The following is a 17,093-nucleotide window of genomic DNA, read 5'->3' as shown; positions in this document are numbered from 1 at the left end:
ATCCTCTAGTTTAGTCTTGCTTAGCTAGTAAAACTATCCGACGGTCAAAGGTTACTCACTGCCAAGCAGCAAAGTAATTTTTGACTAGAGAAATTAAGTTTTTGATTAAATTAATAATTTGTCAACATAACTATTATGAATAGCGATCGCGCTACCTGTCTTTCCTGCGGTTACTCCGCTTTAGATACGATTATTTCCTTTGGATATACTCCCTTAGCAGATAATCTCTTAACTAAGGAGCAGCTAGTCCTACCAGAATATACCGCACCATTAGATTTGGCTTTCTGTCCTAACTGCTCTTTGGTGCAAATTACCGAAAAAGTACGACCAGAAATCTTGTTTGGGCGAGATTACCCCTATTTCTCTTCTGTTTCTCCTTCTTTACTCAAGCATTTTGGAGATAGCGCACTAAATCTAATCGCAAAGAGGAAGTTAGATCGTGATAGTTTAGTCATCGAAGCTGCCAGTAACGACGGCTATATGCTGCAATACTTTCGCGATCGTCAGATTCCCGTTCTCGGGATCGATCCCGCACTCGAACCGGCAAAAGTTGCTCAAGCCAAGGGAATTGAGACTTTATGCACTTTTTTTGGCAAAGATTTGGCAGTAAAACTCAAAGGCAAAGGTAAACAAGCCGATCTATTTTTAGCTAATAATGTTTTGGCGCACGTACCCGACCTCAATGGCTTTGTGGAGGGGATCGCTATTTTACTCAAGGATATTGGCGTAGCGGTTATTGAGGCTCCTTACCTCGTAGATCTAGTCGAACACTGCGAATTTGATACGATTTATCATCAGCATTTGTGCTATTTTTCGGTTACGGCTTTAGATAAATTATTTAGGCGACATTCGCTGTATCTCAATCAGATTGAGAGAACTTCAATTCACGGAGGATCTTTGCGGCTGTACGTCGAGCCTCGAGAAGCAGTAGGAGAATCGGTTAAATCCTTACTAGAACGAGAACGAGAACTAGAAGTAGATTGTCTCGATTACTATCGTAATTTTGCCGACACGGTAATGTCCTTAAAGTATTCCTTGTTAGATCTTCTCTGGGACTTGAAAAAACAAGGAAAAAGAATGGTTGGCTATGGTGCTGCTGCTAAAGCCACTACCATGCTAAATTATTTGGGAATTAACAAAATTCTTCTCGATTATGTCGTCGATCTCAATAAATTCAAACATAACCGCTTTATGGGGATCAATCATTTACCTATTTTTCCTCCAGACAAACTCTTAGAAGATAAGCCAGACTACGTCTTAATCTTGGCTTGGAATTTTGCCGATGAAATTATCAAACAACAAAAAGAGTTTCGTGCTCATGGCGGTAAGTTTATCGTTCCCATTCCTACGCCTAAAATTATTGAGTAGCGAACCTGGCTGGTTTTTATTGATGTATCTCTCCATTCCACATAGACTTTAACTTTAAATACATTCAATCGCTCTTAACATGGTTCAAAATTCCCTACGCCACGATGACCAATTACAGCAACTATCGACTAAATCGAGTTTAATAGAACGTACTTGTCCTAGCTGCGGTCATTTGGAACTATCAGTTTTCTATGAAGTTCGTAACGTACCCGTTCATAGCTGCTTGATGTTGTCAAGTCGGGAAGAAGCCTTAAACTTTCCTTGTGGCGATGTCGTTCTAGGCTTTTGTAGCAATTGCGGTTTTATTACTAATATTGAGTTCGATTCTAAATGGTCGGCTTATGCCCCTAACTACGAAGACCAACAGAGTTTTTCTCCTACTTTTAACAAGTTTGCTCGTAATTTAGCCAACAAATTAATTGAGAAGTACGACCTGCACGATAAAGATATCGTAGAAATTGGCTGTAGCAAAGGCGATTTCTTATTAATGCTATGCGAATTGGGTAATAATCGCGGCATAGGTATCGATCCCAGTGTCGTTCCCAACCGAGTTCAAAGCAAAGCTGCTAGCCGAGTTACTTTCATCCAAGAGTATTATTCCCAACAGCACGCTAAATATGTTGGCGATTTTATTTGCTGTCGCCATACCCTCGAACACATTCAACCTACGGCGGAATTTATTAAAACAGTACGCAGCTCGATTGGCGATCGCTTAGAAGTTAACGTAGTTTTTGAAATTCCCAGCAATACTAGGGTTTTACGAGAACTAGCTTTTGAAGATATCTATTACGAACACTGTTCTTATTTTAGTCCCGGTACTTTAGCGCGTTTGTTCCGCCATTGTGGCTTTGAAGTCAAGGATCTCTACTGCGACTATGGCGAGCAGTATTTAATTATCGAAGCGCAGCCTAGAGATACGCCTTCAGCAAAGATTCATTCGTTAGAAGAAACAGTAGCTCAAGTTGCTAGTGATGTCCGATACTTTGCCGAGAATATTACCAGCAAGCTTAACTACTGGAAAGAATATTTAATCGATGCACAAAAACAGCGCCAAAAGGTTGTGGTTTGGGGTTCGGGTTCTAAGTGTGTTTCTTTCTTAACTACGCTCAATACAGTCGATAAGATCGAGTATGCGATCGACATTAATCCTCACCGTCACGGTAAATTTATTCCTGGGGTAGGCAAGGAAATCATGCCACCAGAATTTCTTAAAACCTATCAACCCGATCGCGTTATTATAATGAACTCAATTTATCGTGAAGAAATTGGCAAAATGCTTCGAGACATGAATGTTTCAACTGAAGTGGTATCGTTATAAATACCCTAAAAAAAATCTAGACTAAACATCGATCGAGGGTAACGTACTAGCAATTAATGCTTTTCGTTACTCTTTATTTTCAGGAGCAAATTAAATAAAGCCGTAAGTTTGGGGAGCGAAAGCAAGTAGTGAATCGTCATTTTTGGTATTATTGCTTAACTGCCAGTGTTATCTTGGTAATCGCGGCGACTCTCGCTCCATTTAATTTTGTCATTCCAGAATATATAATATCGCAGTCGCTAATTTTCGAGGAGTTTCGATATAGTAGTACTGTTAAAGACTATTGGCAAAATATTTTGCTTTTTCTGCCGTTTGGTATTAGTTTGGCAGCAGTTTTATCGACTACAAAACTCAAGTCTGCAATCGTTTTAATTCCTGCAATTCTTGCTAGTTGCACTCTATCTTTGTTGGTAGAAAGTCTGCAACTTTTTTTGCCCATTCGCGTTTCTAATTTTTCTGATGTGGCAACTAACACAATTGGCGGATTTTTGGGCACTAGTTTGTACTGGTGGCGGAACTCAATTGTCTCTCTCGCAAGAGCAATTTTAGGTGAAAATAGTAAGCGCCGGTTAAAGTCATTAATAACCGTTTTTGTCTGTTATTTTTTTGCTATTTACTTGGCTACTTATGTCATCTTAATTAATATTAATTTGAGAAATTGGAACGATGATTTTTATTTAGTAATTGGCAATGAAGCCACTGGCGATCGCCCTTGGCAAGGTTATATAAAAAGTTTTCAAATTAGCGATCGCCCCCTATCTTTCTCTGAAATCGAGAAAGCATTTTCAGAACGACAATTACCTGTTAATAGAGCGGACTATATCGTTTCTTATCAATTCGAAGACCAACGAGAAAGCTACATATCTTTAGGCGATAGTGCCAATGTATTGGTTTGGCAAGAAAATTCATCTTCAAACACAGACAATAGTAGATCGGATCAGACTGAAGTCGATCGTAACTCGATTTTAGTTAATGGCGATCGCTGGTTGATTTCCCCAACCCCAGCTTCTAAATTAATTGACGAGCTAAAAACAGCAGATCGATTTACTTTGAGCATAATTTTAGCGACCGATCGCACTCAGCAGATAGGACCTGCAAGAATTATTTCCCTTTCCAAAGATATTGTTTCTCGTAACTTTACCATCGGACAAGAGCAAAGTAATTTAACCTTTCGCTTGCGATCGCCTATAACAGGAGACAATGCCAGTCAACCAGAATTGGTAATTCCTGAAGTTTTTAATGATACTAATTTTCATCATTTATTAATTACTTTCGCTCGAAACCAACTGAATTTTTATATCGATCGCGAGAGTAATAAATATAGCTTTTTATTTCAACCAGAAATAAATTTTTTAGCTTATTATCCTTTGGCAATATCGAATTGGCAAATTAATCTGGCAGATTTTGCTCCACTAAAATATTATCTTGCTTTTTATGGAATAGCTTTTATCCCCTTGGGTTTAATCGGCGGGTTCATTTTGTCTCTAATTAGAAATAATTCTCTGGTTAAAATACTATCAATAGTAATTATCTGCTTCGTGCCACCGATATTACTAGAATTATTGTATGCTTCAATGACTTCCCAGCCATTTAGAAAATCAAACTTGTTACTTGCTACTTTAATGCTATTAACTACTGCTTTAATCGTGAACAAGGAAAAACTTAATTATGCCAACTAAAGATTATTAATTTGTTTCTAATTTGGCGTAAGTAGCTGCTTTTGGGGATCGGTTGGATTTAGCCTTACCTTGATAGCTTTTCTCATGCGACAATTATACATACCATTGTCACTACGGATATATTTTTGCTGTCCAACTAATAGCTAATCTCAGCGTTGGTAAGTAAGTAATGCTCTAAGAAAAAACAGAGGCGGTATTAGATCTAAGATAGTGTAATAGCAACCGAATAGAATACTTGAGAAAAACCAAAGATTTGGAATAGCAAAGAGTTTTACGGTGCAATCGAGCTAAACTAAATAATGTCTCAAACGAGTATTTTCACCCTCAACTCTGGTCATGTAAGTTTTGGAGATGAGATGCTCTTCTGGTTCTATGTACATTGGATAAACTTTCCATCCATCCGTTAGGTACCAAAAGCTATGCCAACACTTGATAATTGACCAAAGAACCGCAAATGTCTGATGAGAGCGATCGCCTATAGTCCAAATAATAATACCTTTTTTCTGGTGATTGACCACTGTCCAAATCGAGTATTGGTTTCTTTTGTTGCCCACAAAAGCTCGCCCGTTCACCTGAATTTGATTCAGGTGCTTGCGGGCGAGTGCATTCGGCATTTGAAGTTCATCAATTTCAGTAATTTCGGGCAGTTGTTCATCTTGAGGTTCATCCAATAAAGATTCTCCTGCTTCTTTAATCCAGTTCAAGATAGTAGGATGACTAATTTTGGTTACTCTTGAAATTCCTCTGATACCGATGCCATTGAGCTACATTTCAATACAAGTTTGTTTGGTTTGTGGAGAGTATGCTCTTGAACAGGAATGAGCTATATATTGAGTCCCACAATTTTTACACCTATATGACTGTTTTCCTCGGCGAAAACCATTTTTCTTACTTTGAAACGATATTCCATGAGCCACAAACTACCAATCCCAACTACTCGATTTTAGACCCAATAGCATTACGCATTTACCAACGCCAATATCACTTACTTCTGAGGTTGACCGCCAGCGATCGCCCGATCTCGGTTTCACCAAAAGCGTGCAAGAGCCTTTATTGCTAAAGTTTACACTTTTCTTTTCTCTTAGGATAATTTTAAAATCATCTTTTATCACTAAGTGTTATTACTTACTCCATTGTTGGGATGCACTCCACCTTTAAGCTGTCCTTTCCGTATCATGTTATCGCTTCGTAACCTCTAAGGGGACGTCGAGCAGTGTGGAAAGAACCAAAACCCAGACCAGGTTTGACTAAACGCTTGAGGAAACGATGGTCTTGTTCGACTGTGTTATTCAAGTATCTCACCTGCCGAAGTTTGCTGGTTTTAGGAAGATGTCGCTCGGCTTTGAGGTCGTCAATTGCTGCGGGATAAGCTGGATTGTTATCGACATTAATCAGACGTGGTTTTTGAGTAGGAGTTGCTTTCAAAGTCTTACGAAAGAATCGCTTCGCTGCTGCTTTATTCTGCTCTTTGTCCAAAGTCCAATAAAGTTCGAGATTCGAGCATTTCTAGCCTACCATCAAGCTATTTGTGCGACACAACCGCCTGCTTAATGTAAATTTACGAACAGTCTCTTAAAATACCAACCTCTGTACGATACTAATAAACGCATCTTCTAAAGAAAAAGGAATTGCTCGTTGCGAGTAAATATCTATTTGTTTCTCTGCTAAACTTTGTTTTATCTGGGATAATTCTAGTTCGGGATTATCTAAGACTAAATGAAGGCGATCGCCGAAAATGGAAACTCGCCAAGATTCTAATAGTATTTTGAGTAAGTTAGAAGCGGTTTGAGTATCCGATACCATTATTTCGATTAATTTTCCTGGTTGTTGGGCTTTAATTTCACTGGGCGAACCTTGAGTAACGATTTCTCCTGCTACCATAAACCCCATGCGATTACAGTTTTCTGCTTCTTCTAAATAGTGAGTCGTAACCAAAATTGCCGTTCCCTGTTGAGCAAAATCCCGAATTAATCGCCAAAATTGTCTTCTTGCCAAGGGATCGACACCAGAAGTAGGTTCGTCTAAAAATAAAATCTCTGGTTCGTGCATTACCGAAGCACCAAAAGCAACGCGCTGTTTCCAACCCCCAGGAAGTCTACCCGTCACTGTATTTTCTTTCCCTACTAAACCACAAGTAGCTAAAACCCAGTCGATCTTCTCCCGTCGCAACTTACGAGGAACGCCATAGACACCACAGTAAAATTCTAAATTTTGTCTGATGGTCAGGTCATCATATAAAGTAAATTTTTGACTCATATAACCCAAGCGAGAACGAACTGGAGAACTATGCAAATTCTCAGTTTGACCAGCTAGAATCATCTCTCCACCACTGGCTGGCAGCAAACCGCAGAGCATTTTAATTGTAGTCGTCTTTCCCGCTCCATTTGCCCCTAATAAACCGTATATTTCCCCATATTTAACTTCTAAATCGACTCCTTTTACCGCTTGAAACTCCCCGAAAGTTTTTTGTAAATTGTTTGCACCTATGGCAATTTGAGATGTTACCGAAATTTTATTTATCTGCCCTGCACCTCTGCCCCTCTGCCCCTCTGCCCCACGATAACGGGGAAATTCAATAAAAGCCGGTTCTGAATCTTGTTGGCGCAAGCGCGTGACAAAGACATTTTCTAAAGTCGGTTCATCTGGTTGCAGGCTATCTAATTCTAATTGCTGCTGTGTTAATACCTGACGAATTTTCTTGGTGCTTTTTTCGAGATCGGAAACTAACACATCCAAGCGATCGCCAAAAGATTGTAAATCGGAAATGCCATTTTCTAGAGAATTAACCGACAATGCTTTTTCTACAGCAGATAAATTTTTTGCCCTCACTTCAAGGCGATACAAACCCAAACTTTCCCTTAATTGGGTCAAAGTACCGATTTGTTGAATCTTTCCTCCATAAATCAAAGCAATGCGGTGACAGCGTTCTGCTTCATCTAAATAGGGAGTTGCTACCACAATACTCACTCCTTCGGCAGCGACGGAGGCGAGTAAATCCCAAAACTCACGACGGGATACGGGATCGACTCCTGTAGTCGGTTCGTCTAATAACAATACTTGGGGTTCGGCAATCAAAGCACAACAGAGGGCTAATTTTTGCTTCATCCCTCCCGAAAGTTGACTGGCAAGACGATTAGGAAATTGCTCCAAACTAAATAGATGCAGTAGTTTGGCTTTTCTTTGCTTGAATTTCGCTTCTGGCACTCGACGCAAACCAGCACTGTAGTGTAAATTTTCTTCAATGCTCAAATCGGGATAGAGAGAAAACTTTTGCGTCAGATAACCAATGCCCAAACGAGCTTCACGAGGTGGTTTACCCAAAACCTCGGTTTTACCCGCACTAGCTTCCATTACCCCCGCTAAAATCTGAAAAGTAGTAGTTTTACCCGCCCCATCGGGACCAATTAAGCCAAAGATTTCACCTTGCCGAACGGTAAAATCAATTCCCTTAACGGCTGCTAGTTTGCCATAGTGCTTATGCAGTCCCGTTACTTCAATTGAGGTTATATTTTGAGTCAATTGGCTGTTTTGCATCGACCTGCGATCGCTTGTAGTTTTTTTGGTGTTTGCTTTCTAGCACGATTAAGTCCAGATTAGATTGATGGATATTATGATTAATCATATACATTATTTGATAAAGACAGAAGATAACTCACTGCTTCCCTATTCCCTTTTTCTTTCCTAATAATTTCTCCATCGGCTGGCATTCCTGGTTTGGCAAAGCCGTTAGGGTTTTTAATCTGAAGTTTTAAGCCAAATACTTGCGTAACGCGATCGCTCTGGAAATATATATTTTCTGGGGTAAAGGAAGCTTCGGAGTCTATTTGAGTTACAGTAGCATCTAAGGGTTTGTCTGGTGCGGAATCTAAAAATACTTGCGCTGCTTGTCCGACTCTTACTAATCCTATTTCTCCTTCGGGTAGATAACCTCGTAGATAGACATTGTCGAGATTTACCAGAGTCATCAAAGTCGTTCCCGTCGCCACGACTTCCCCAGGTTCGCTAGTGCGGGTTAATACCACTCCATCAATGGGACTGGTGATTTTGAGATCGTCTAACTTGGCTGCAATCTCTGCTTGGGCTGCTTTGGCATTAGCTGCTTCTGCCTGGGCTGCTTCTAATTGTGCCTCTGCCTGTGCCAGTTGTTTGTTTAAACCTGCTATCCTGGCTGTATTGATTTCGGGATTTAAACTGCTAGTTTTTGCTTGGGTTAAAGCAGCTTGAGCTACATTAACTTGTTTTTGGGCAGCTTCTACTGCTGCTTGTGAAGCTTGCAGGTTGGCTTGGGCGGTATCGAGTTGAGTCTGGCTTCGGTCGAATTGTTGCTGGGGAATTACCCCATCTTGTAGTAAAGTTTTATAGCGATCGCGGTCTACTCGTGCTAGTTGTTTTGCTGCTTCTGCTTGGTTTACCTGTGCCTGCGCTTGTGCTAATTGTGCCTCAGCAGCAGAGACAGTTTCTCGTGCCTGGTCAATTCTTCCCGTCGCATCTTCTGTAGATTGTCGTAAGTTGAGTCTTGCTTCTTTTATTTGACTGCGAACTACATCAATTTGTAAGCGAGCCTGGTTTACTTGCTGTTGGGCGGCATTAAAACGGGCTGTGGCACCTTCTAACTGGGCTTGTAATTCTGCATCGTTGAGTTGGGCGATAACTTGTCCTGTAGTGACGCGATCGCCTTCTCTTAGTGCGATCGATTCGATTTTTCCATCTACTTTAGCTCCTATATCGGTTTCATAACCTTCTATTCTGCCGCTAAGTTCTAAATTATTATCTTCCGACTGACCAAAAAAATAGTAGCGTACTCCGATCCCTGTTCCTAGCAACAACAAGATCGAAGGAATTATTAGGCGTAGTTTACCCAAACGTCGCTGTGGTTGTTGAGAAGGAACGACTTTTTCTTCCTGAAAATGAGAAGTTGTCTGAGACATGGCATTTAGCAGTTGGTTACGAGGGAAATTAGCTATTCTATTTAGTTTTTGTATGGTGAATAAAACTATACTGTATAGTCCTATTTTATATTTTTATACTATACGGTATAGTTGAAAATATAAAGCCAGCTAGTTAAGAAAATTTATCTAAGAGATGACCGCAGCCAAGTCAAAATCCGATCTTATAGAAATCAATCCCAAACGGGAACAAATTTTGCAAGGGGCAATGCAAGTTTTTCTCGAACAGGGTTATGCAGCTACCAGTATGGATCGAGTAGCAGAGGTAGCAAAAGTCTCTAAGAATACCATCTACAATCACTTTCAGGACAAAGAAGGGCTATTCACCGCCCTGATCGAACAGGTTACGACTAATCGCTTTCAAATCGTGTTTGGTTCGGTTCCCTTACAAGGAGAACCTGCGGTTGTTTTACGTCAAATTGCCGAGAAATTGCTGACGACAATTTTACCTGATCGCGAATACATCTCTTTTCTGCGTCTTTTGATCGGGGAATCAGAACGCTTTCCTCAACTAGCGCAGTTGTTTGTCAGCAATTTACCAAAGAAAGTTTTGTCAATTCTGAGTGAATATTTTCGTTCCCATCCCGAATTAAATTTACCGAATTACGAAGCAACGGCGCGGATTTTTATGGGTTCACTGATGGGATATGTGGTTACTCAAGAGATTTTAGGGGGTAAAGAGATTTTTTCTTTAACTCAAGAAGATTTAATTGAGAATTTGATTGTTTTAATCGCGGAGCGAAAACATGAACAGGATTCTAGCTCAATGTCTTAAAGAATTAAATCAATTCAGGCGCGATCGCTTGTCGGTAGCTTTGGCTTTAATTTTGCCGTTGGGAATGTTGCTCATCTATGGCTATGCAGTTCGTTTGGAGACAAAAAATATTCCTTTGAGTATCCAAGATTTTGATAATAGTTTTCTCAGTCGCAGCTATGTAGAAAGAATATATGCGACTAATCAATTTATTCCCGCACCGACAATAAACGCTTCCCCTATCGCCGCGCTCGATCGCGGTGTTGCCAAAGCAGTAGTAGTGATTCCCCCAGATTTTTCCCGTCAGATTAAATCAAACAAAGCTGTTGACGTGCAGGTATTGGTAGATGGCACCGATGTCAATAATGCTAGAGTCATTCAAAATAGCGTTCGCGCCACGACAAACTTTTTTTCACAGAGTAATAATCTTCAGCCTAGTACTCAAAAAATAAGTACTAGAATCCGTCTTTGGTTTAATCCAGGAAGAAAAGAAACCTTGTATATCATCCCAGGGATTTATGGGGTGACTTTGTGGGTCTTTCCGTCTATGTTAACTGCGATCGCTATGGTACGGGAAAAGGAACAAGGTACGATTATTCAAGTTTATGCTTCCGATCTCAGTGCTGTAGAGTGGTTGTTGGGTAAAGGTATGGCATATTTACTAGTAGCACTAGCAGAAACGCTGGTAGTTATGGGGGTGAGCGTTATCTTATTCGGACTGCGCTTGCAAGTAGAACCAATTCCTCTAATCGTTGGCACTCTAACTTTTTTAGCTGCCAGTGTTTCCTTTGGGTTATTCGTTGGCACTCGCGCTAGTAACCAAACCGTTGCCGTTCAAGGAACTGCGATCGCGGGTTTTTTAACTGCCTTTTTGCTTTCTGGGTTTATCTATCGTCTCGAAAATATCCCTTTTCCCCTATCTCTAATTTCAAATATTATCCCTGCTCGTTACTATATCTTAATTACTCGCGATGCTTTTATTCGGGGTACGGGTTGGGCTGGAGTTTGGTACGTGCCTTTGATTGTGGGATTAATTGGCAGTGTAATTTTTATGGCAGCAACTCGCAATTTAAAACGAATGCAACTTCCCGATTAATTAAATTTAACGGTATTGCCTTTATATCTATATATCTATATATCTATATATCTATATATCTATGATAATTCTCCGTCGCCTATTAGAAAGTCGTTTTTGGGCGTTAATGCTCAAAGAAATTCGCCAAATTTTGAGTAATAAACAACTAATTTTCTTGTTGATTTTTCCGCCTACAATCCAGTTATTAATTTTTGGTTCGGCACTTAGTCCCGATGTCGATCGCTTGAATTTAGGTTTGTTAGATTATGCTAATAGTCAAGTAAGTCGGGAATTAGTCTCTGCTTTAACTGAAAACCGCATCTTTCAAGTCAAATCTGCACCTAATAGTCAGGATGTACTGGATCGACAAGTTCGTACTGGTGAAATTGATGTTGGTTTGGTAATTCCACCAGAATTCGATCGCGATTTATCTTCTCAGAAAACGGCTGAAGTTCAAGTAATTATTGATGGTGTTGATGCTAATACCGCTGGTATTGCCCAAGGATATATAAACCAAATTGTGGATCGATATAGTCAAAAGTTGCGTTGTCAAAAAGTTAGTTGTCCTCCCGCACCAGTACGACCACAAGTAAGATTTCTCTACAATCCTGGTTTAATTAGTAGTTGGTTTTTCGTACCTGGGGTAATTGGAATTGTTTTAACCCTAACTGGTTCGTTAGTTTCTTCTGTAACTTTAATCCGTGAAAAAGATGTTGGCACTCTCGAACAACTACTAATGACTCCCGCCGCCGCCTGGGAAATTTTACTGGCTAAAATCGCGCCTTTATTTATCTTGTTAATGGGAGATGTGTTGTTAGCTTCTGGAGTATCTCGTTTGGTTTTTAAACTGCCTTTTCGCGGTAATTTTGGCTTATTCTTACTATTATCGGGACTTTATCTGTGTGTTTGTATTGGAATTGGTCTTTTACTGGCTACCTTATCCCGTACCCAACAACAAGTAATCTTGACTTCTTTCTTTTTTAACGTGCCGATTATTCAACTTTCTGGCGCGATCGCACCTGTTGAAAGTATGCCTGTTTTATTTCGCTTTTTATCTTTCTTCGATCCCCTACATCATTATGTTGCTATTAATCGCAGCCTGATTCTTAAAGGTGTGGGTTTTGGAGAAATTTGGCATGATGCGATCGCTATTTTAGTCTTGGCGATCGTGTTGTTAACTATTAGCATCAAACGTTTTCGCTCTCAGCTTACCTAAAAAGGTTGTGTCGCAAAAAAGCGATCGCCTATAGTCCAAATAATAATACCTTTTTTCTGGTGATTGACCACTGTCCAAATCGAGTATTGGTTTCTTTTGTTGCCCACAAAAGCTCGCCCGTTCACCTGAATTTGATTCAGGTGCTTGCGGGCGAGTGCATTCGGCATTTGAAGTTCATCAATTTCAGTAATTTCGGGCAGTTGTTCATCTTGAGGTTCATCCAATAAAGATTCTCCTGCTTCTTTAATCCAGTTCAAGATAGTAGGATGACTAATTTTGGTTACTCTTGAAATTCCTCTGATACCGATGCCATTGAGCTACATTTCAATACAAGTTTGTTTGGTTTGTGGAGAGTATGCTCTTGAACAGGAATGAGCTACATATTGAGTCCCATTTATCTTCAAGGTCTTAAAGCTATGAAGCGCATACAGAGTATACTTTAGCATGGTTGTCACCCCGTCAGGATCTCATATCTATTTTATGCTTCAGTCAATAACATGGCTGTAATAGCGGGATCGCGCCATGATAAATTTAGATGAGAGTTGGTGGTGGCGATCGCTTTAGTTTTTTTGCCCCGATGTTCGATTCTGGGTTTCGCCTTCCTTGCCCCCAATTCTAGTTCTAGAAAGAACTACTGTTTACTTACAAAATTAGAAAGATTAAATTAGGTAATTAAAAGAGAATATTTTATTGAGTGAAACATAACCAGAGAATTCGCGGTACGACTCCAGAAATCGAACTAGCTGCAAAGAAATTAAGAAACAATCTGACATCAGCAGAAGCTCGCTTATGGCAAGCACTCAGAAATAAGCAACTTGAAGGGTTGCGTTTTCGTTGTCAGCATCCTGTGGGCAATTTTATTTTAGATTTTTACTGTCATGCTTGTAAGTTGGTCGTAGAAGTTGATGGAGATATTCACCTTAGTCAGACTGAGTACGATGAAGCGAGAACTGCGGAACTAGCAAAATATGGTTATAAAGTGCTGAGATTTAGCAATGAACGGGTGATGAACGATTTGCCGCAGGTTTTGGCGGAGATTAAGCAGGTTGCACTTTCGCCGTAGCTTCTCGGTTTTGCCCCCCTAACCCCCCAACTCTGGGGGGAACAAGATCTCAAAGTCCCTGCCCCCTCTAATCTTCCCCAAATTTGGGGGAGACCATTCGTTCCCTCCCCAGCATTGGGGAGGGGTAGGGAGGGGCGGGAGATATAGGGGGGCTGTATTCCTGCGCAGTTCATGTGTTTCGCCCCCTAGCCCTCCAACTCTGGGGGAAAGTACTCTAAATCTCTGTTTACTTGTCAATCTAACCGACTAATCTAAGTCCCCCAAGCTTGGGGGATATAGGGGGCTGTATCCTTTTTCACTTCATAGGTTTCGCCCCCCTAGCCCCACCAAAGCGATCGCTAAAAACTTTTAGGTGAGAGCGGCTGAATCTCAGTTAACTCTTCAAAAATTATTCTCCAGAATTAATGATAATCGACTATTTCTACATCATAGGCATTACTTTTATCCCAAACAAAACAAAGCCGCCATTGCCGATTAATCCGAATACTATCTAAGGTTTGTCACATATAAACGACAAATATCAGTAAAATTAATTTATGGAAAGCCGACAATGGGAAATTAGAAAATATGTCACAGCAGATGGAGCTTGTCCTTTCGATGAATGGTTCGATAAGCTTGATTCGACTCTACAAGCTAGGATCGATGTCAGACTAGATCGAGTACGGCTGGGAAATTTCGGAGACAGAAAAAGTCTGAAAGGAGGAATTTCTGAGCTTCGGTTTCAGTTTGGGGCAGGTTATCGGGTCTATTTTGGACTTTTTAAGAATCAGATAGTGCTTCTACTCGTCGGTGGCTCTAAGAGAACCCAGAAGAAAGACATTAAAATAGCCTGTCGCCTCTGGCAATAGTATCAGCAAGAACAAGGAGAAACTTAATTATGCCAACTAAAGATTATCAATCCGATTTACTTCAGCGATTAGCCAATCCTGAATATGCGGCACAGTATTTAAAGGTAGCATTCGATGAAACTCTAGCCGATGGTAACAAATCGGCTTTTTTACTGGCTTTAAAAAATGTAGTAGAGGCTAAGGGAGCAATGCAAACAGTGGCAAATGAGGCTAAAATTTCGCGTCAGCATTTATATCGGATGCTAAGTGAAGAAGGAAATCCGACTTTAGAAACATTAACCTCTGTGCTTCAAGCAGTGGGCATGACGATTGATTTTAAACCTTTGGTTAGTCAATAATGCAACGCCCGTTTATTCAGCTTCTTTTTTGTTATATGTCAGTAAATGCTTTGTATTTTTATGTTGTCGGTTAATTCTAGCAATTTTAAATTCTAGGGTTTCGCCCCCCTTGCCCCCCAATTCTGGGGGGAAATAGTCAAAAGTTCCCCAAGCTTGGAGAATTCAAATTGCTCGCGAGGCGTAAAGAATACAAAATATTACATTGTGATACAAGTCACAGTCATTATTGCACCCATGCGCTTAGCCAAACCCGCCAAAAATATTTTTTTGTGGTGATATGTATTTTGAAAAATTGGGTAATTTCTAAATAGGGAAACAAAAAAAACCCAAACAAACTAACACAAATAACAAGACAAAAACTAACACTAATTCTTATTTTTGGAAGGATATCATGAACAGCGTTTTTACTGCAAAATTTTTACAAAATCTTCGTAACAAAAAAGCTAACAAAGGTTTTACTTTAATCGAACTATTAGTAGTTGTAATTATCATCGGTGTCTTGGCTGCTGTTGCTCTACCTAACCTCTTAGGTCAAGTTGGTAAAGCTCGCGAGTCTGAAGCGAAAACTGCTCTTGGTGCATTAAACCGCGCTCAACAAGCTTATCGCTTAGAAACACAAAAGTTCTATGTAGCAACTGGAGATAATGCAGTCGAAGAATGGGAGAATACTCAAAATGCTTTAGGTGTTACTCCTGGTGCAGAATTTTATACTTACGAAAACACTACTGCAACTGCCAGTGAAGCAGAACGAGCTACTTTTACGGCAGATGGTATAGATCCAGCTAATAGTGGAGTTCGAGATTTTGGTTCAGGTGTCGCTTATGAATCGGGAGCTTTTAGTACTACTCTATGTATTGCTGATACAAAAGATACTGAAGGCGGTACACCCTCTGCCACAATGGAATTCACCGCGGCAGAGGTTGATGGTGACGGTAACATAACTACTCCTGCATCATTTGAATGCATAGAAGGTTCGTCAGAAATTAAATAAAATCGATTCTTTCGGTCGCATTTACACATAAAATCTATATCTTTTAGATGCTTCTTTAATATCAGCCAGGAAAATTTATTAATATTCCTGGCTGTTTAATTAAATATAACCGAATTTCTATCAATTATCTAAAGATGAAATATAACACAAATGTACAATTAATTAGGTATTTTATTTACTGTAGAGATAAAGGTTTTACGCTAGTCGAATTATTAGTAGTGGTGGTTATTGTCGGCGTATTAGCAGCTGTAGCAATACCTAACCACTTAGCCCAAATTGGAAAAGCCAGAGAAACAGAGGCTAAAACCAGTCTTGGCGCATTAGCGCGAGCACAACAAGTCTATCATTTTGAAACCAAGTCTTTTTATAATGGTAACGATCTCAGTAGCTTTGCTGATATTAATATAATCGGACAATATTATGTTTATACGGTAGATAACACTGCCAACCAAAATAAAGCTATTCATTCAGCTTATGCTATTAGCCCTGGTACTTTACTGGCTAGAGATTTTTCAATTGGAATATATTTTGATGCTCCTAGCTATACACAAATATTATGCATTGCTGATAGTATCGATAATAATGGTAATAGTTCTAGCGTAGAAGCTCAAGCAGATGGTACTTGTTTAGGAGGCAGTAAAATTAAATAATTTTAATTTTGTTTTGTCTATAAGTAAGCCATTAACATGAAAGTCTCAAACCCGATAAAGTTAATCTCAAGTTTATTATTATCAGCTGCTCTATCTAGCGGCATAGTTTTATTACAAAAGCCAAGAGTCGATTTAGAAAATAAATTTACTAATGAAGACTATCAGCGACTTGAAGAACGAGAAAAAGCTACCGCAAGTTTACTAAAACAACTGCCTTCTTTTGGTTACGATAATTTAATTGCAGACTGGGCTTATCTTAAGTTTTTAGTTTATTTTGGCGATACTGAAGCAAGAGATATTACGGGTTATGCTGCAACTCCCGATTATTTTGAAACTGTCGTAAAAAACGATCCGCGATTTATTAAAGCTTATTTTCCCATGTCTCCTGCCACTTCTGTATTTGCAGGTAGACCAGAATTGAGTACAAATTTAATCGAAAAAGGTTTACAAAAAATTACTCCGCAAACTTCACCAGATTCCTATTTTCTTTGGATCTATAAAGCCGTTGACGAAGTATTATTTTTAGGTGACTCTCAAGCAGCAAAAAACTCCTATGAAATGGCGGCTAAATGGGCAGATATCGTCAATGACGACAGAAGTAAAGCTGTAGGAAATCGGGCGAAAGTAATGGCGAAATTTCTTAAGGACAAACCAAATAGCATAGAAGCCCAAATAGGTTCTTGGTTTCAACTGCTAACTAATGCCAGAGATAAAGCCACTCGCCAAAAAGCGATTAATAACATTGAAGCACTAGGCGGAGAAATCACCATTACCCCAGACGGCAGGGTACGAGTTACAGTACCAGAAGAACATCGAAGAAGTTAATTGAATATAATTTGGCGCGATC

16 protein-coding genes and 3 pseudogenes are annotated in these 17,093 nt (G+C 39.8%); 12 read left to right on the top strand and 7 right to left on the bottom strand.

The genetic code is table 11. From position 1 onward, the window contains the following. Window positions 1-135 precede the first annotated feature (135 nt). The 3 genes from ACLFKQ_RS27405 (at window position 136) to ACLFKQ_RS27395 (ending at window position 4,365) form a co-directional block, all read left to right on the top strand. On the top strand, window positions 136-1,368 hold the full coding sequence (locus ACLFKQ_RS27405) for a methyltransferase domain-containing protein (RefSeq protein WP_449002816.1): 1,233 nt from the start codon (window positions 136-138) through the stop codon (window positions 1,366-1,368). Window positions 1,369-1,447: 79 nt separating this feature from the next. Next, window positions 1,448-2,686: a class I SAM-dependent methyltransferase gene (locus tag ACLFKQ_RS27400; protein WP_449002815.1), complete on the top strand. Its 1,239-nt coding sequence runs from the start codon at window positions 1,448-1,450 to the stop codon at window positions 2,684-2,686. A 128-nt stretch (window positions 2,687-2,814) separates the two neighbouring features. Then, entirely contained in the window at window positions 2,815-4,365 is a 1,551-nt protein-coding gene (locus ACLFKQ_RS27395) for a VanZ family protein (RefSeq protein WP_449002814.1), read from the top strand. 174 nt (window positions 4,366-4,539) lie between these two features. Here the strand turns inward: ACLFKQ_RS27395 and ACLFKQ_RS27390 are convergent. The 4 genes and pseudogenes from ACLFKQ_RS27390 to ACLFKQ_RS27375 all read right to left on the bottom strand — a co-directional run bounded on the left by ACLFKQ_RS27390 (window position 4,540) and on the right by ACLFKQ_RS27375 (window position 9,293). After that, window positions 4,540-5,282 (bottom strand): annotated as a pseudogene (locus ACLFKQ_RS27390) (IS1 family transposase). A gap of 233 nt (window positions 5,283-5,515) precedes the next feature. Beyond that, window positions 5,516-5,820: pseudogene (locus ACLFKQ_RS27385) on the bottom strand (DDE-type integrase/transposase/recombinase); the annotation flags it as partial. 117 nt (window positions 5,821-5,937) lie between these two features. Continuing rightward, entirely contained in the window at window positions 5,938-7,899 is a 1,962-nt protein-coding gene (locus ACLFKQ_RS27380; RefSeq protein WP_449002813.1) for an ATP-binding cassette domain-containing protein, read from the bottom strand. A gap of 80 nt (window positions 7,900-7,979) precedes the next feature. Beyond that, on the bottom strand, window positions 7,980-9,293 hold the full coding sequence (locus tag ACLFKQ_RS27375; RefSeq protein ID WP_449002812.1) for an HlyD family secretion protein: 1,314 nt from the start codon (window positions 9,291-9,293) through the stop codon (window positions 7,980-7,982). Between the two features lie 154 nt (window positions 9,294-9,447). On the opposite strand from ACLFKQ_RS27375, the gene ACLFKQ_RS27370 reads away from it, so the two are divergent. The 3 genes from ACLFKQ_RS27370 (at window position 9,448) to ACLFKQ_RS27360 (ending at window position 12,356) form a co-directional block, all read left to right on the top strand. Next, entirely contained in the window at window positions 9,448-10,086 is a 639-nt protein-coding gene (locus ACLFKQ_RS27370) for a TetR/AcrR family transcriptional regulator (protein WP_449002811.1), read from the top strand. After that, window positions 10,058-11,161 (top strand): ABC transporter permease, encoded by a 1,104-nt coding sequence (locus tag ACLFKQ_RS27365; RefSeq protein WP_449002810.1) that lies wholly within the window; start codon window positions 10,058-10,060, stop codon window positions 11,159-11,161. Before ACLFKQ_RS27370 ends, ACLFKQ_RS27365 begins: the two co-directional genes overlap by 29 nt. Before the next feature lie 61 nt (window positions 11,162-11,222). Continuing rightward, the gene (locus ACLFKQ_RS27360; RefSeq protein WP_449002809.1) at window positions 11,223-12,356 is read left to right on the top strand and encodes an ABC transporter permease; all 1,134 of its coding nucleotides are present in this window, start codon (window positions 11,223-11,225) and stop codon (window positions 12,354-12,356) included. Here ACLFKQ_RS27360 and ACLFKQ_RS27355 read toward each other — a convergent pair. Beyond that, entirely contained in the window at window positions 12,353-12,613 is a 261-nt protein-coding gene (locus ACLFKQ_RS27355) for a hypothetical protein (RefSeq protein ID WP_449002808.1), read from the bottom strand. The genes ACLFKQ_RS27360 and ACLFKQ_RS27355 overlap by 4 nt on opposite strands. 221 nt (window positions 12,614-12,834) lie before the next feature. After that, complete coding sequence (locus ACLFKQ_RS27350) at window positions 12,835-12,969, bottom strand: hypothetical protein (protein WP_449002807.1); 135 nt, start codon at window positions 12,967-12,969, stop codon at window positions 12,835-12,837. Between the two features lie 81 nt (window positions 12,970-13,050). Between ACLFKQ_RS27350 and ACLFKQ_RS27345 the strand changes: the two genes are divergently transcribed. Beyond that, window positions 13,051-13,419, top strand: a complete 369-nt coding sequence (locus ACLFKQ_RS27345; RefSeq protein WP_449002806.1) for an endonuclease domain-containing protein — start codon at window positions 13,051-13,053, stop codon at window positions 13,417-13,419. A 401-nt stretch (window positions 13,420-13,820) separates the two neighbouring features. Here the strand turns inward: ACLFKQ_RS27345 and ACLFKQ_RS27340 are convergent. Next, window positions 13,821-13,907, bottom strand: a pseudogene (locus ACLFKQ_RS27340) (type II toxin-antitoxin system RelE/ParE family toxin); the annotation flags it as partial. A gap of 48 nt (window positions 13,908-13,955) precedes the next feature. On the opposite strand from ACLFKQ_RS27340, the gene ACLFKQ_RS27335 reads away from it, so the two are divergent. From ACLFKQ_RS27335 to ACLFKQ_RS27315, 5 genes are all read left to right on the top strand, one after another. Continuing rightward, window positions 13,956-14,267 carry a type II toxin-antitoxin system RelE/ParE family toxin gene (locus ACLFKQ_RS27335; RefSeq protein ID WP_449002805.1) on the top strand — a complete coding sequence of 104 codons (312 nt, stop codon included), beginning with the start codon at window positions 13,956-13,958 and terminating at the stop codon, window positions 14,265-14,267. Window positions 14,268-14,296: 29 nt separating this feature from the next. Beyond that, complete coding sequence (locus ACLFKQ_RS27330) at window positions 14,297-14,605, top strand: helix-turn-helix domain-containing transcriptional regulator (RefSeq protein WP_449002804.1); 309 nt, start codon at window positions 14,297-14,299, stop codon at window positions 14,603-14,605. Window positions 14,606-14,996: 391 nt separating this feature from the next. After that, window positions 14,997-15,596: a type IV pilin protein gene (locus ACLFKQ_RS27325; protein ID WP_449002803.1), complete on the top strand. Its 600-nt coding sequence runs from the start codon at window positions 14,997-14,999 to the stop codon at window positions 15,594-15,596. Window positions 15,597-15,730: 134 nt separating this feature from the next. After that, complete coding sequence (locus ACLFKQ_RS27320) at window positions 15,731-16,246, top strand: type IV pilin-like G/H family protein (protein WP_449002802.1); 516 nt, start codon at window positions 15,731-15,733, stop codon at window positions 16,244-16,246. A 36-nt stretch (window positions 16,247-16,282) separates the two neighbouring features. Further along, a complete protein-coding gene (locus tag ACLFKQ_RS27315; protein ID WP_449002801.1) occupies window positions 16,283-17,071 on the top strand; it encodes a hypothetical protein in 789 nt (262 codons plus the stop codon). The last annotated feature ends 22 nt before the right edge of the window (window positions 17,072-17,093 follow it).

Source organism: Myxosarcina sp. GI1(2024) (assembly GCF_053543375.1).
This window is presented reverse-complemented; position numbering and strand designations above follow the sequence as displayed.

Excerpts from the sequence above, each read along its gene's own strand:
- ACLFKQ_RS27380 (WP_449002813.1), bottom strand. The coding sequence starts at position 7,899 with ATGCAAAACAGCCAATTGACTCAAAATATAACCTCAATTGAAGTAACG.
- ACLFKQ_RS27330 (WP_449002804.1), top strand. The coding sequence starts at position 14,297 with ATGCCAACTAAAGATTATCAATCCGATTTACTTCAGCGATTAGCCAAT.
- ACLFKQ_RS27400 (WP_449002815.1), top strand. The coding sequence starts at position 1,448 with ATGGTTCAAAATTCCCTACGCCACGATGACCAATTACAGCAACTATCG.
- ACLFKQ_RS27335 (WP_449002805.1), top strand. The coding sequence starts at position 13,956 with ATGGAAAGCCGACAATGGGAAATTAGAAAATATGTCACAGCAGATGGA.
- ACLFKQ_RS27405 (WP_449002816.1), top strand. The coding sequence starts at position 136 with ATGAATAGCGATCGCGCTACCTGTCTTTCCTGCGGTTACTCCGCTTTA.
- ACLFKQ_RS27320 (WP_449002802.1), top strand. The coding sequence starts at position 15,731 with ATGAAATATAACACAAATGTACAATTAATTAGGTATTTTATTTACTGT.
- ACLFKQ_RS27325 (WP_449002803.1), top strand. The coding sequence starts at position 14,997 with ATGAACAGCGTTTTTACTGCAAAATTTTTACAAAATCTTCGTAACAAA.
- ACLFKQ_RS27365 (WP_449002810.1), top strand. The coding sequence starts at position 10,058 with ATGAACAGGATTCTAGCTCAATGTCTTAAAGAATTAAATCAATTCAGG.
- ACLFKQ_RS27315 (WP_449002801.1), top strand. The coding sequence starts at position 16,283 with ATGAAAGTCTCAAACCCGATAAAGTTAATCTCAAGTTTATTATTATCA.
- ACLFKQ_RS27370 (WP_449002811.1), top strand. The coding sequence starts at position 9,448 with ATGACCGCAGCCAAGTCAAAATCCGATCTTATAGAAATCAATCCCAAA.
- ACLFKQ_RS27360 (WP_449002809.1), top strand. The coding sequence starts at position 11,223 with ATGATAATTCTCCGTCGCCTATTAGAAAGTCGTTTTTGGGCGTTAATG.
- ACLFKQ_RS27375 (WP_449002812.1), bottom strand. The coding sequence starts at position 9,293 with ATGTCTCAGACAACTTCTCATTTTCAGGAAGAAAAAGTCGTTCCTTCT.